The organism is Streptomyces sp. NPDC004051 (assembly GCF_053604275.1).
Genome location: NZ_JBSGHG010000036.1, coordinates 1 through 13,937 on the forward strand (window position 1 = coordinate 1; position 13,937 = coordinate 13,937).

Annotated in this window: 13 protein-coding genes and 1 pseudogene; 5 read left to right on the plus strand and 9 right to left on the minus strand. The window is 72.3% G+C overall.

The genetic code is table 11. The features are described 5' to 3' along the window. Positions 1-98: 98 nt before the first annotated feature. The gene (locus ACWEQO_RS27920; protein ID WP_452985692.1) at positions 99-1,238 is read right to left on the minus strand and encodes an aminoglycoside phosphotransferase family protein; all 1,140 of its coding nucleotides are present in this window, start codon (positions 1,236-1,238) and stop codon (positions 99-101) included. 234 nt (positions 1,239-1,472) lie between these two features. Here ACWEQO_RS27920 and ACWEQO_RS27925 point away from each other — a divergent pair, with 234 nt between their 5' ends. Next, on the plus strand, positions 1,473-2,966 hold the full coding sequence (locus ACWEQO_RS27925) for a DNA-binding protein NsdB (RefSeq protein ID WP_452985693.1): 1,494 nt from the start codon (positions 1,473-1,475) through the stop codon (positions 2,964-2,966). 20 nt (positions 2,967-2,986) lie between these two features. On the opposite strand, the gene ACWEQO_RS27930 is transcribed toward ACWEQO_RS27925, so the two are convergent. The 4 genes from ACWEQO_RS27930 to ACWEQO_RS27945 form a co-directional block, all read right to left on the minus strand. Beyond that, positions 2,987-4,435 (minus strand): PP2C family protein-serine/threonine phosphatase, encoded by a 1,449-nt coding sequence (locus ACWEQO_RS27930; protein WP_452985694.1) that lies wholly within the window; start codon positions 4,433-4,435, stop codon positions 2,987-2,989. A gap of 272 nt (positions 4,436-4,707) precedes the next feature. Further along, positions 4,708-5,802 carry a baeRF3 domain-containing protein gene (locus ACWEQO_RS27935; RefSeq protein ID WP_361461726.1) on the minus strand — a complete coding sequence of 365 codons (1,095 nt, stop codon included), beginning with the start codon at positions 5,800-5,802 and terminating at the stop codon, positions 4,708-4,710. Positions 5,803-5,874: 72 nt separating this feature from the next. Continuing rightward, complete coding sequence (locus tag ACWEQO_RS27940) at positions 5,875-7,446, minus strand: alpha/beta hydrolase (protein WP_361461735.1); 1,572 nt, start codon at positions 7,444-7,446, stop codon at positions 5,875-5,877. Positions 7,447-7,569: 123 nt separating this feature from the next. After that, positions 7,570-8,055, minus strand: a complete 486-nt coding sequence (locus tag ACWEQO_RS27945) for a nucleoside deaminase (protein WP_452985695.1) — start codon at positions 8,053-8,055, stop codon at positions 7,570-7,572. 141 nt (positions 8,056-8,196) lie between these two features. On the opposite strand from ACWEQO_RS27945, the gene ACWEQO_RS27950 reads away from it, so the two are divergent. Further along, positions 8,197-8,982, plus strand: a complete 786-nt coding sequence (locus ACWEQO_RS27950) for a GNAT family N-acetyltransferase (RefSeq protein WP_361461720.1) — start codon at positions 8,197-8,199, stop codon at positions 8,980-8,982. Positions 8,983-9,075: 93 nt separating this feature from the next. Here ACWEQO_RS27950 and ACWEQO_RS27955 read toward each other — a convergent pair whose 3' ends face one another. The 3 genes from ACWEQO_RS27955 to ACWEQO_RS27965 form a co-directional block, all read right to left on the minus strand. After that, a complete protein-coding gene (locus ACWEQO_RS27955; RefSeq protein WP_361461717.1) occupies positions 9,076-9,339 on the minus strand; it encodes a GlsB/YeaQ/YmgE family stress response membrane protein in 264 nt (87 codons plus the stop codon). A 157-nt stretch (positions 9,340-9,496) separates the two neighbouring features. After that, the gene (locus ACWEQO_RS27960; RefSeq protein WP_361461714.1) at positions 9,497-9,940 is read right to left on the minus strand and encodes an SPW repeat protein; all 444 of its coding nucleotides are present in this window, start codon (positions 9,938-9,940) and stop codon (positions 9,497-9,499) included. Positions 9,941-10,006: 66 nt separating this feature from the next. Beyond that, complete coding sequence (locus tag ACWEQO_RS27965) at positions 10,007-10,507, minus strand: LysR family transcriptional regulator substrate-binding protein (RefSeq protein WP_361461712.1); 501 nt, start codon at positions 10,505-10,507, stop codon at positions 10,007-10,009. Positions 10,508-10,536: 29 nt separating this feature from the next. On the opposite strand from ACWEQO_RS27965, the pseudogene ACWEQO_RS27970 reads away from it, so the two are divergent. The 3 genes and pseudogenes from ACWEQO_RS27970 to ACWEQO_RS27980 all read left to right on the plus strand — a co-directional run. Further along, positions 10,537-10,761: pseudogene (locus ACWEQO_RS27970) on the plus strand (LLM class flavin-dependent oxidoreductase); the annotation flags it as partial. Between the two features lie 201 nt (positions 10,762-10,962). Next, the gene (locus tag ACWEQO_RS27975) at positions 10,963-11,871 is read left to right on the plus strand and encodes a glycoside hydrolase family 19 protein (protein WP_361461709.1); all 909 of its coding nucleotides are present in this window, start codon (positions 10,963-10,965) and stop codon (positions 11,869-11,871) included. Between the two features lie 98 nt (positions 11,872-11,969). Continuing rightward, positions 11,970-13,352 carry a phospholipase gene (locus ACWEQO_RS27980; protein ID WP_452985696.1) on the plus strand — a complete coding sequence of 461 codons (1,383 nt, stop codon included), beginning with the start codon at positions 11,970-11,972 and terminating at the stop codon, positions 13,350-13,352. 50 nt (positions 13,353-13,402) lie between these two features. Here ACWEQO_RS27980 and ACWEQO_RS27985 read toward each other — a convergent pair whose 3' ends face one another. Beyond that, complete coding sequence (locus tag ACWEQO_RS27985) at positions 13,403-13,864, minus strand: pyridoxamine 5'-phosphate oxidase family protein (RefSeq protein WP_361461704.1); 462 nt, start codon at positions 13,862-13,864, stop codon at positions 13,403-13,405. Positions 13,865-13,937 lie beyond the last annotated feature (73 nt).

The window sequence follows — 13,937 nt, forward strand, 5'->3', positions numbered from 1 at the left end:
GCGCCGGCCGGGAATCCACGGGGGACTTCCAGATCAGCCTGTCGGCGGTCAGGCGTCTTCCGAAGGGGAAGACGCCGCGGACCTCTCACCCGTCCCGGTCAGCGAGTGCCGACCGCCGCGCGCACGGCCCGGCGGGCCATCTGGCAGTCGTCGTGCAGGCGCCGCAGCAGCAGCCGCTGCTCCTCGCCGGACGGCAGAGCGCCCTGCTGGGCCGGACCCGAACCCACCGGTCCCCCCTCGCGCATCGAACGCTGCACGGCCGTCTCGTAGGTACGGATCTCACGTGTCAGCACCAGCATCAGGTTCACCAGGAACGCGTCGCGTGAGGCGTGGCCCGCCGACTGCGCGATCTGGCTGATCTGCCGTCGGGCCGCCGGTGCGTCCCCGAGCACCGCCCACAGGGTCGCCAGGTCGTAGCCCGGCAGATACCAGCCCGCGTGCTCCCAGTCCACCAGCACTGGACCGGCCGGTGAGATCAGGATGTTGGAGAGCAGCGCGTCACCGTGGCAGAACTGGCGCATGTCGTGGCGCCCGGCCGCGTGCGCGATGCCGTGCAGCAGTTTCTGCAGATCGCCCATGTCCCGGTCGGTGAGCAGGCCCAGCTCGTGAAAGCGGGCGATCCGTGCCGCGTAGTCCAGCGGGGCGTCGAAGGTCTTGGCCGGCGGGCGCCACCCGTTCAGCCGGCAGACCGCGCCGAGTGCCGCCTTGATGTCCGCTCGCGGTGGTGCCTCCACCGGGTGCCGCTGGAGTGCCGCCACCCGGCCGGGCATCCGCTCGATCACCAGGATGCAGTTGTCCGGGTCCGCCGCGATCAGCCGGGGCGCCCGCACGGGTGGGCGATGCCGGACGAACGAGCGGTACGCCGTTATTTCGTGCCGGAACCGCTCGGACCAGACGGGGGAGTGGTCCGTTAAGCACTTGGCCACCGCGGTGCTCCGGCCGGTCGTCCCGACCAGGAGGATGGACCGGCCGCTGCGGCGCAGCACCTGCACCGGCGCGAACTCCGGGCAGATGCGGTGCACCGACGCGATCGCCGTGCGCAACTGGGCGCCCTGGGGACCGGACAGGTCGAGTCTGCCGCTGAGCGGCTGGGGGCCGGCGCCCGGAGCGCGCCGCACCGTGCCCGGCCCCGGCACGGTGACCGCCGGGCGCGCGGGGGCGAGGTAGGGGCCGTTGTCCGACGGACGCGGACGCAGCGGCCTGGGCGGTGCGGACACGGAGGACGATGCTGCGTACATGGGCGATACAGATCCCTTCGTGTGCCTGCGACGTCAGCGCGCCACACGGCCCGGTCGCCCAGGCGCACCCTGGGGAGTGTCCCGGCGGAGACCGGGTCGTGGTGGCGCGTTCCTACTCGACACCCGATGCCCCCTGGCACACCATCTGGCGAACCCTGGCGAACCCTGGCGAATAGTCGCCCGGCAACTCGCCCGGGGCTACTGTCAACTCAGCCGAGAACCTGGGGGCTTGACGTGAGCGGACAACCCAACACCCGGCTCTCGGACCTGTTCGGCCTGGCCGGCTGGTCCAAGGGCGAACTCGCGAGGCTGGTCAACCGGCAGGCGGCGGCCATGGGCCACCCCCAGCTGGCGACCGACACCTCCCGGGTGCGGCGGTGGATCGACATGGGAGAGATCCCGCGCGATCCCGTGCCGCGGGTGCTGGCGGCCCTGTTCACCGAGCGTCTCGGCCGTGTCGTGACCATCGAGGATCTCGGTCTGGTCCGGCACGGGCGTGCGGGGAAACGGCCACGCGGCGGGAGTGCGGAACATCCCGACGGAGTGCCGTGGGCGCCCGAGCGGACAGCCGAGGTCCTCACCGAATTCACGGGAATGGACCTCATGCTCAACCGACGCGGCTTGGTGGGCGCGGGCGCCGCGCTCTCCGCCGGATCCGCACTCAGCGGCGCCATGCACGACTGGCTGCACGCCGATCCGGCACTGACCACCGACGCTCCCCGAATCGACCATCCGCTGCACGCCGACTCCGTCGGGTTCGACCGTTACGAGGCCGCTCCCATCGGGTCTCAGGAGATCGAGGAACTCGAGCGCTCCGTGGAGGTGTTCCGCGCCTGGGACGCCGCCCGGGGCGGCGGCCTCCAGCGCAAGGCGGTGGTCGGCCAGCTCAACGAGGTGGGCGGCATGCTCGCCTACCACCACCCACCCCATCTCCAGCGGCGCCTGTGGGGCGTCGCCGCCAACCTCGCCGTCCTGGCGGGCTGGATGTCGCACGACGTCGGTCTGGAACCCACGGCCCAGAAGTACTTCGTCATCGCGACGCACGCCGCCAGGGAGGGCGGTGACCGGCCGCGCGCGGGCGAGGCACTGTCCCGGGCGGCCCGCCAGATGGTGCACCTGGGCCGGCCCGACGACGCCCTGGACCTGCTCAAGCTCGCCCGGTCCGGGTCGGGCGAGGAGTTGCTGCCGCGCACCCGCGCGATGTTCCACACCATCGAGGCCTGGGCGCAGGCGTCGATGGGCAAGGGACAGGCGATGCGCCGCACCCTGGGCCGGGCCGAGGACCTGTTCGTCTCCGACCGGGGGGCGGACCAGGAGCAGCCGGACTGGATGCAGACCTTCAAGGACGAGGATCTGTACGGCATGCAGGCCCTGGCCTACCGCACGCTGGCCGAGTTCGAGCCCGACGCGGCCGCGCACGCCCAGCACTACGCGGAGAAGGCGCTGTCCCTGCGGGTGGACGGCCGGGAGCGGTCGAAGATCTTCGACCACCTCTCCATGGCCTCCGCCTGCTTCATCGCGAACGACCCGGAGCAGGCCGACCGGTACGCGCGTCTCGCGCTGATGTCGATGGGCTCCAACTCCTCGCGCCGCACCTGGGACCGGCTGCGCCAGATGTACCGGCTCACCGCCGAGTACTCCTCGTACCCGAGGATCCAGGAACTGCGGGAGGAGATCAGGCAGGCCCTGCCGAGGCCCCGGGGGAAGGGCGGCAGCGCACCGGCATGACGGAGGGGTGAAGGTTCCTCCTACGAGGTCACGCGGGCGACGAGCACGCAGGCCTCTTCCCGCGCGGTGCCGCCGAGCTCCCGCAGTACGGCCGGCAGGCAGTCCCGCGCGGTGCGGTCACCGGAGAACTGCGGGGCCAGCCCGAGGAGATGCCGGACGGCGGCGGCACCGGCCCGCCCGGATGCCGGCCCGGCGGTGTGCAGCACCAGCACATCGCCGACTTCGAGGGTCTCCTCGGCCTGCCCGTAGCGGGCGGCCGGGGAGGCGCCGGGCCGGTCGCCCCCCGGGGTCTCCGGGGTCTCCGGGGTCTCCGGGGTCTCCGGGATCTCCAGGGCGCGCCCCCTTCCGCCGCGGAACAGCAGCGGGACGGGGCGTCCGGCCCGCGCCCACACCAGCGAGCGGGTGTCGGGCCGGTAGTACAGGCAGAGGCCGCTGCCGAGGGCCGGTTGCCCGGTGGCGTCGAGCAACCGGTCGAGGCAGGCCAGCAGCCGACCCGGTGCGGTGCCGGCCATCGCCATGCCGCGCATCGCGCCGAGCAGCATCGTCGTGCCCGGCGACGGGCCGGCGCCCTGCCCGGTCAGCTCGCCGACGCTGAGCAGGGCGGTGCCGTCGGACAGTTCGAGGGTGTCGTACCAGGCGCCCCCGGACGGTGCTCCGGCAGGGGACGGGAGGTGCCGGGCGGCGAGGTCCAGGGTTCGCGGGCCCCGGCGCGCGAAGGGCAGGGAGCCGTGCCACGGGGGAGGGACGGCTTCCGGCGGCTCGGGCCCGGACCGTTGCCCGGTGCGCGCCGCGGCCTGCTGGTGGTGCAACGATTCACGGGTCTCGCTGACCGCCCGCCGGCAGCGGCGCAGTTCACTGACGTCCCGCAGCACGGCCCACATCGAGGCGGTGCTGCCGTCGGCTCCGAGGACCGGTTCGCCCGTCATGTGCACCGTCCGGACGCTGCCGTCGGGACGCAGCAGCCGGAACTCCCCGTCGATGGGCCGGGCGTCGACGAGACAGCCCGTGACCATCGCGGTGAGCTTCGGCCGGTCCTCGTCGTGCACCAGGGACGGCAGTTCGTCGAGGGTGAGCGGAGGAGCGGCCGGGTCGCGGTCCAGGATGCGGTACAGCTCCCCGGACCAACTGGCCTCGTCGGTCAGCAGGTTCCACTCGGCGCTGCCGACCCGGCCGAGCGGGGAGTCGGGCCGGGGCGGTGCGGCGGGCCCGGAGCCGGCCGGCGCGGGTACGGGCAGGGGGCCGTCCCGCAGCTGGGCCAGGTGTTCGTCCAGGTCGTTGAGCTGGTGCAGCGCCAGATCGTACAGCGCGCGCTGCCAGCGGTCCTTCGGGTCCGAGGCGTCGGCCGCGGTGCCGCGCCGTACGGCGTCCACGTCGCCCCTGAGCCGCCGGGTCTGCGAGATGAGCGCGTCGACCGGGCCGCGTCCTGGCGGCTGGGCGGCCGAGCGGTCCGCAAAGAGGTGGGACGGCATGACGCACTCCGATGTGGGACGGTTCGGGCCAGAGGCGGACGGAGGGACCGCTACGACTCTGGCACAGTGCGCCACGCCCTGTAAGGGATTCGGCAAGACGCCCCAAGGTCATGTCGGGGGCATATGTCACCGTCTTCACGGGGTTACCCGGAGGTAGGTGCCGGATGCCCGTCGGTTGGATCAACTCCGTTGGTGCGAAGGTTACTTGACGGAGCGTTCGGCGCCCGACCATCGCTCATTCACCTGTTCGACGGGCGGGCGTCCGTCCGTACTCAGTACCGCAGCGCGCCCGCGATCCGGTCCGCGTTCCCCAGTGTCCCGTCCGGGACGAAGCGGACCTCGGCGCCGGTCTCCAGGCACTGCTCGACGATCTCGTCCACGATGTCCTCGCGGGCGTCCAGGTCGCCGGTCTCGGCGAGGATCAGATGCTCACCCGTGTCGCGCACCGTCACCCGGAAGTTCTCCTCGACGGCCAGCAGCCGCACCCGGCCGTCCCGGGCGTTCTGCCACAGCTCGTCGACGCCGGCCGCGAACTCCTTGCGCCCGCGGGCCGTCTCCAGGGCCTGGACGACCTCCTCGGTGCGCTTGCGCGCTTCGCTCTCCAGCACTGGAAGCAGGGCCTGCCACACCGCGTCGGGCGTGCCGTGCGCGAGCCCGCCGTGCTGGACCTGCACGGCCTCCCGGGCCACGCCGCCCATCTCGCCCAGCAGGGACAGCGCGGCCGGCTCGCCGGTGACGTACAGGGGCCGGGGATGCTCGCGCAGCACCGCGCGCATCGCGGTGTCGGTCTCGCGCAGGAACCGGCGGGTGCTCTCGTCCCGGTAGGCGCTCGGCTGGTCACCGACCCGCTCCAGGCGCTCGGGGTCGAAGTTCTCCACGCTCCGGACCAGCGGGAAGGGGCCGATGTGCTCCTCGGTGACCCGGTCCACGCCGCCGCTCCACAGCGTGACCCGGTCGGGGGAGAGGGACAGCGCCCAGAAGGGGCGCTCCGCGGTGTGGGCGGAGACCAGGTTACGGGTGAGGAAGGTGTCCGAGAGCACCACACGCTCCGGGACGGAACGGGCGAGCGACCACACCTGGTGCTCACCCGGAGCGGCGAAGATGACCAGCCCGTCCTCGGCGTGCGCCAGATCGACCTCGGACAGCGCCCGGTCGAGCTGCAGGGCGACCTCGCTGCGCCGGTCCCGGGTGACCGCGGGATCGGCCTCCAGCTGTTTCTTGGCCTCGGCCACCACGTTGCGCAGCCGTACCGGGTCCTGGGCGTTGAGGGGCTCGCGCCGGTGGGTCGGCGTCAGTACCGACACCGCGGGGTAGGGGCGCGGGCGACGAAGCTCGGCAAGGGTCGCGGGACTCAGATCGTGCTCCATGAAAGCACCATAGGGCCGATTCGCCGAGAGGGCATTTGGGGCAATCGGGACGCCGCCGCCCCGCGGGCGGACTCATTCCCGGAAGTCGTCCTCGGAGCCGCACGAGCTGCCGCTGGGCGGCAGCGAACCGTAGAGCAGGAAGTCGTCGACCTTGCGGTGCACGCAGTCGGACGATCCGTAGCCGGTGTGGCCCTCGCCCCGGTTGTCCAGCACCACCGCCGAGGGGCCGAGCCGCTCGGCCGTCTCCACCGTCCACCGGTACGGCGTGGCCGGGTCGCCCCGCGTGCCGACCAGCAGCATCTTCGGGGTGTCGACGTTCTTGACCTCCTCGCGGATGTAGTCGGTCCCCTTGGGGCGGCCGTGGCACATCAGCACCTGGGCGAGCCGGTAGCGGCCGAAGACCGGTGAGGCCTTCTCGTAGGCGGTGCGCAGCCGGGAGAGGTCCCGGGTCACCTGCCCGGCGGCCGGGCGGTCGGGATCGTCCGCGCAGTTCACCGCCATCAGCGCGGCGGGGAGGTTGTCCAGGGGGACGTCCTCCTCGTCGACGAGCGGGTCGTTGCCCCGCGGCACGGGGAGCGTCACCCCGCCGGTGGCGAAGGCCTCCACCCCGCGCGTGTCCCCGTCCTCCATCAGCTGCGCGAGCGCCCGTTGCAGCAACGGCCACAGTCGCCTGCTGTAGAGGCCCTGCGCCATGGCGCCCGCGAGGTCCTGGCCGGTGAACTCCTGGCCGAAGTCCGTCGGTACCGGGTCCTCGTCGAGCGAGGCGACCAGCTTCACGACCAACTCCCGTGCTCCGCGCGGGTCCTGGCCGAACGGACAGGCGATGTCCTTGGTGCACCAGGTCAGGAAGTGCTCGAGCGCGAGCTGCTGACCCCTGACGCCCGCCAGCCCTTGTTCGGCCAGTGGTTCGGTCAGGGTGTCCACCCCGTCCAGCACCAACCGGCCCACCTTCTCGGGGAACCGGGAAGCGTAGACCGAGGCCAGCCGGGTTCCGTAGGAGAACCCCAGGTAGTTGAGCTTCTTGTCGCCGAGCACCTCGCGCAGCACGTCCAGGTCCCGGGCGACGTTCACGGTGCCGATGTGCGGGAGCACCGGGCCCGAGTGCTCGGCGCACTCGGCGGCCACCTCGCGCAACCGGGTGAGTACGTCCCGCGGATCGGAGGTGTCCCCGCCGCCGGTCGCCTCCAGCGCCTGAGCGGTGGCCTGAGTGCCGCAGCTGACCGGTGAGGAGCGGCCGACACCGCGAGGGTCGAAGGACACCACGTCGTACCCGTCGGTGAGACCCATGAACTCCTTGCCCGCACGGGCGAGTCCGAGGACGCCCGAACCCCCCGGCCCGCCGAAGTTCAGCACCACCGAGCCGCGAGGGTCGCCGGTGCCCCGGTAGCGGGCGAGGGCCAGGTCGAGAGAGCCCTTGCCGGGCTCGGCGTAGTCGACGGGGACGGTGATCTTCCCGCACTGCAGGTCCTTGAGCATGTTCATGCTCTCGCACGCGGACCATGTGATCTTCTGGTCGTAGAACCGGTCGAGGTCCCCGTCCGCGGCGGCGGCGGCCGGGAGGCCCGCGCTCAGCAGGACCAGTCCGGCTGCTCCGGTGACCACGCGGTGCCGGACCGAGGGGCGCGTTGACGGCTTGGCCAGCATCGATGCCTCCAGGACGCCCCAGAGCGGACCGGACACGGCGCCCTCGCTCACCATAAGGGGGCCCCGGATGCCCCGCCTGTCGGCCGGACGGCCCTGCGGCGGCGGTGGCGGGGGGCCCGGCGCTCAGCCGCGGGCGCTGTGGAACCTCCTGTGCAGCTCCCGTACCGCCTCCGTCAGCTCGGGAACCGGGCCGTCCACGGTCACGCCCGGCGCGATCTCGGCGACGGGCAGGGGCCGCACCGGCGGAGCGGGCACGTCCAGCTCGGCGAGCCAGGTCAGCAGCTGCGCCGAGGAGGCGACGTAGACGATCCGGCCGAGGCCCACCCAGGCATGCGCCGCCGCACACATCGGGCAGTGCTCGCCGGAGGTGTACACCGTGGCGGCGGCCCGTTCCCCGAGAGTCATGTGGGCGGCCGACCAGCGCGCCAGCTCGAACTCGGGGTGCCGGGTGCGGTCCCCGGCAGCCGTCCGGTTGCGGTCCTCGGCGAGCACGGACCCGTCGCCGGCCACCAGGACCGAACCGAACGGATCGTCCCCGGCCTCCAGCGCCTCGGTCGCCAGCTCGACGCAGCGACGCAGATGGGGCAGTTCGAAATCCGCGACAGCCATGGGTGCCACCCTTCTCACGACTACGGCTGGATCACCGGTCACGGCAACCTTAGGCTCACCCGATCAAGGACGCGAAACACGGTGTGCCGGCGCCCCGCAAACCCGTTGCCCGGGCCTCGGGCCCGTGCTGGAGTGAGCGGCATGGATCACGCTGCGGTACTCGCCCTGTTCGACCGCGACCTGCGCGAAGGAGCACGGCCCGACGGCCCCGGAGCCCGCGTCGAGCGCACCGGCCGCGTGGTGCGGCAGACCGCACCGCGACACGGCTGGAACGGCGTCCTCTGGTCCGCCCTGGACGACACGGACGCGGACGCGGCGATCGCCGGGCAGATCGCCCACTTCACCGGGCTGGGCCTCGCGTTCGAGTGGAAGCTGTACGGCCACGATCTGCCGGCGGACCTCGGACAGCGGCTCGTGACGGCCGGGTTCACGCCCGGACCGGAGGAGACGCTGATGGTCGGCGAGGTCGGCGAGCTACTCCTCGACACCCGGCAGGCCGCGCTGCCCGAGGGCGTCCGCGTCGTCCCCGTCGCCGACCGGGCCGGTGTCGATCTCATGGCCGAGGTGCACGAGAAGGCCTTCCACGCCGACGCGTCCTGGCTGCGCCACCACATGCTCGCCCGGCTCGCCGCCGAACCCGACACCGTCGTCGCGGTGGTGGCCCTGGCCGGCCGGGAGCCGGTGAGCGCGGCCCGGATGGAACTCGTGCCGGGCACCCGGTTCGCCGGACTCTGGGGCGGCGGCACCGTCGAGGCGTGGCGGGGCAGGGGCGTCTACCGTGCGCTGGTGGCCCACCGGGCCCGCGTCGCCGCCGAGCGCGGCTGCCGTTACCTCCAGGTCGACGCGTCCGGGCAGAGCCGCCCGATCCTCGAGCGCCTGGGCTTCGTCCCGCTCGGCACGACGACACCGTACGCGTACGTCCCGTAGGGCTTCCCGGGTCCGGCGGGCCGGCACCTCAGGGGTGCTTCCTGCCGGACCCGCCCTGCGCCCGTACACCGCCCGAGCCACCGCACCGCTCAGTCAGCGCAGGGCTTTCACACGGTCCAGCGCGGCCACCCCGAGTGCGGCGAGGCCGATCTGGATGAGCCACTCGATCCAGTCGACGCCCTTGGTGTCGGCCACCCCGAGCGCCGCGGCGAGCGCCGAGCCGATCAGCGCGGCGACGATGCCGACGAGGATCGTCCACAGCACCCCGATGCGCTGACGCCCGGGGACCACGAGCCGGCCCAGGACGCCGATGACGATGCCGATGACGATGGCACTGATGATGCCGCCGATCTCCATTTCGCCCCTCCTTCTCGGAACCCCCGCTGAAGGACTTGTGCCCCCGGGCGGCGGCGGCAGTCACCCGCGCCGGGAAGGGGCGGTACGCACAGGGCGGGGCCCGGTCCGCGGGGGACGCGGACCGGGCCCCGCCCTCGGTGCCCTTTCCGGGGGGCGATCAGGTCCTGGCGGGGGTGGTCCTGGCCGCCGTGGCGACGCACATGACACCGAGCAGCAGGGTCAGCGCGCCGATGACGACGTTGTTCCAGATGACGCCGGCGTCCGGACCGGTGCCGACGATCCACGGTGAGATGATCATCCACACGCCGAGGGCGCACATGGCTCCGCTGAGGCCGTACATGCGCGCCGGAGAGACGGTGAACCCGATGGCGAGCAGGCAGATCGCGATGCCGATGATCAGGTTGTGGGGCACGAGCGCGGGCTGGCTCGTCGTGTAGTGGAGTATCCAGGGGGACACCGCGCAGTAGAGGCCGAGCAGGAAGACCGGTCCGTCGACCAGCACCACATCACGACCGCCGAGCATGCGGTCGTACCGTGCCCGCATTTCTGGGGCGTCGGGGTGGCTGGTGATGTCACCGCGGGGATGCGAGACGTTGGCCATGAGTCGTCTCCTTCGACTAGCAGGCCTGACCGCCTGTGGGCGGTATGCGGCAAACGTCGCTTGACGTCATTCTGCTCTTATTTTTCCTTTATGTGTAGAGGTCGGGGCGGGGTGGCCGCCCCGACCCGACCCGTCCTCCTCCGTGCCGCGAGCCCGGCCCGCACCGCCGCCGCCCAGTCGTCGGGCCTGGCGCACGAAGGCGTCGTGCAGGGCTCGGGCGGTCGGCGGAGCCGCCTCCGACCTGCGCCTTCGCAGCACGAGTAGCACCCGCCCCCGGTCGTCGACCAGGGGCCGGCACGCGATCGCGCCCTGCCGCTCCAGTGGGTCCCCGACGACACTGAACTCCGGCAGCACCGTCACGCCGAGCCCCTCGGCGACCATCGGCTCGCCCGTCTCCGCCCCGTCGGTGGAGTACGCGAACGCCGGCGAGCGGCCCTCCGGGAGCCGGTGCGCACAGCGGTGCATCACACAGCCCGAGCGCATCGCGATCAAGGGCTCGGCGAGCAACTCCTCCCTCGAGATCTCCGCCCGTGCCGCCGGCGGGCTGTCCGCCCGCGGACACGCCACGGACCGACCGCGCAGCGGCTCGGTGGTGCGGCACCGCTCCGGTCGGCAGCCGCGACGAGGTCGCCGAGCGGATCGAGGAGCATCACGCCCTGGGCGTGGGGGAGTTCGTCCTCTTCGGCCGTCCGCACTGGAGGAGGCCCTACTGGTTCGGTGAGGGCGTCCTGTCCCGCCTTGTCGCACAGGGGCTGTGGCGGCATCCCTTCCGGGAAGGTGCGGAACCCGCAGCCGTCAATCAAGTGCCGCTTTTTTATTAGGAGTTGATGTGTGGTGGGGGTGAAGTGCCCGGCCGGCCCGCGGCTTGACTGGTACAGACCAATGCGGTTAAGTGTGCCCGACACCCCCCACCACGGCCGCCCCCCACACCGTGACCGGCTCAACCGGCGCGCGTGCGGCGACAGTTCGCTCAAGCATGTCCCCGCCCGGGAGCGGCCGTGTTTCGCAGAGGAGTTGATCCCTTGTCGAGACGCCGCATGTCCGCCGTGCTGGCCGCAGTCGTCATCGCCGGCAGCGCACCGGTGCTGCTCCCGGCCGCGACCGCTTCCGCCGCTCCGGTGTCGGCCGCCGCCGCGTGCTCCAGCTATCCGAACTGGGTGGCCGGGCAGTGGTACAACGCCGGTGACATCGTCCGCTACACCGACGGCCGCACCTACATAGCCGAGCACGCCAACCCGGGTTACGACCCGATCATCAGTACCTGGTACTGGGAGCCGTACTCCTGTGACAACGGCCCCGGAACGCCGGTCGGGAACTTCGTCGTGTCCGAGGCGCAGTTCAACCAGATGTTCCCGAACCGGAACTCCTTCTACACCTACAGCGGGCTGAAGGCGGCCCTGAGCGCCTACCCCGGCTTCGCCAACACGGGCAGCGACACGGTGAAGAAGCAGGAGGCCGCCGCCTTCCTGGCCAACGTCAGCCACGAGACCGGTGGTCTGGTGCACGTGGTCGAGCAGAACACGGCCAACTACTCGCACTACTGCGACTGGGGACAGCCGTACGGCTGCCCGGCCGGTCAGTCCGGCTACTACGGGCGCGGGCCGATCCAGCTGAGCTGGAACTTCAACTACAAGGCCGCGGGCGACGCGCTCGGCATCGATCTGCTGAACAACCCCTGGCTGGTGCAGAACGACGCGTCCGTCGCCTGGAAGACGGCCCTGTGGTACTGGAACACCCAGTCCGGTCCCGGCAGCATGACGGGGCACAACGCCATGGTCAACCAGGCCGGCTTCGGCCAGACGATCCGCAGCATCAACGGCTCCCTGGAGTGCGACGGCCGCAACCCGGCCCAGGTGCAGAGCAGGGTGACCACCTATCAGCAGTTCACCCAGATCCTCGGGACGTCACCCGGCGGCAACCTGTACTGCTGACGCAGGACCGCGGGGCGTGGTGTCATGCTCCTGACCATCCGTGACCGGCCGCGTGCCCTCGTGCACGCGGCCGTCCTTCGGACGAAGGGGCATCCACCATGCGCACCCCCCACACCCTGCTCGCCACGGCCGCCACGACCACCGCGCTGGTCGCGGCGGTCGTGGCGCCGACGCCCGCGGCGGGGGCCGACGCGGTTCCGCCGCCCGGCACCACCCACTACGTGCAGAGCGCCACCACCGGACTCAACGCGGCCGACAGCGCCGGAGCGGTCGAGCAGCACCGGCCGCGCGGCGACGAGGACCGCCAGCAGTGGACACTGCGGGTGAACGGCTCCTCGTATCTCCTGGAGAACACCGACGCCCCCGGCAGCTGCCTCGGCCGTGCCGGCGACCTGGCCGGGACCGTTGCCTGTACGAGCGCGGACGCCGCCTGGGAGATCACCCCCGTCGGCGCCGACCGCTACACCCTCGGCGTCCCCGGCACCGACCGCCGCCTCACCGTCGCCCCCGGACCCGCGGGGGCCGACCACCCCGCCCGACTCGCCGTCGCCGGCGGCTCCGGGGACCTCGCCCACTGGTATCTCACCCCGGTCGCTCCCACCACCCGGCCCATGCCGCCCCAGGACACCCGCACCCTGGACCAGGTCACCTTCCTCACCTCGCACAACGCGTACGCCAACGGGGTCGACGGCGGCTTCGCCCCGCCGTTCATCAACCTCTTCCCCAACCAGACGCGCGGCATCGAACGCCAACTCGCCGATGGTGTACGTGGATTCATGCTGGACATCCACCAGACCCCGGACGGCGCGATCCTCTGCCACAACAGCTGCACCCTGGTCAGCAGGCCCGTCGCCCTGTGGGTGGACCTCCAGCGCATGGTGGACTTCCTCAAGGCCCACCCCGACCAGGTCGTCACCGTGTTCCTCGAGGACTACGTCGACCCGGGCGTACTGCGCGCCGAACTCGCCCGGGTCACCGGCCTGTCGGACGTCCTCCACCGGCCGGACCGCAGCGGGGTGCGCGAGCACGGCTGGCCGACGATGGCGGAGCTGACCGCCACCGGGAAGCGACTGCTGATCTTCAGCGACCACAGCCGCTCCGCCGACCAGTCCGCGGGGCTGACCCGGGACAGCTTCGGAGTCATGTACCAGCGGGAGTGGACCGTCGAGAACCACTGGTCCATGGGCCCCGGAGTCGGCACCTCCGACTGGTCCTGCTACAGCCGCTGGCACGGCGCCGGCGCCGACATCCCGCTCACCCGCACCGAGCCGGGCTTCCGGCCCCTCTTCGTCATGAACCACTTCCGGGACACCGCGATCGCGGACACGGCCGGCACGGACAACGCCAAACTCGCCGACCGCGCCCGCCGGTTCTGCCAGCCGGCCGCCCGCAAGAAGCCCAACTTCCTGGCCGTGGACCGCTACGACCTCGGCAACCCGGCAGCGGCCGTCGCCGCCCTCAACACGTACACCTATCCGTAGCCCCGTGCGGGACGGGAAGGGCCGGCGCGGGGCCGGCGCCGCGAGGCGCCCTACACGAGCCAGATCCCGTCCCGCATGAGATGCCGCTCCGGCATCTCACGCACCCCGTGCCAGGCCTGCACCGCCCGGGGGCGTACCCGGAAGAACGCGTGGACGGCACGGTCCGCGCGCGGATCCCAGCCGGTCTTCTCCCGGAACGCCTCCGCCGCCGCCGGCGGCACCTCCCGCGCGCCGTACGTCTCCACCTCGCCGTCGATCAGGACGACGTCCCGCGTGTCGCCGAGCGCCAGCCGGGTCCGGCCGCCCTCCCGCAGATTGCGGCCGGTGGGGTTGGCCGGCCGGGTCGCCAGCCAGACGGCCTCGCCGTCCCACACGAACGACAACGGCACCAGGCAGGGCAGCCCCTCGGCGTCCGCCGAGGCCACCCAGATGTCCATCTCCCGCTCCAGCCGGTCCAGGAGATCCCTTCTGCGCCGCTCCCGACTCCGCTGCGGTAACTCGGTGATCTTCATGCGCGGACGGTAGCCCGGCGACCCGCCCGGGCGCCTCGGTCCGCCGTCGTAGGTCTTCGGGACCAGGTCCGGG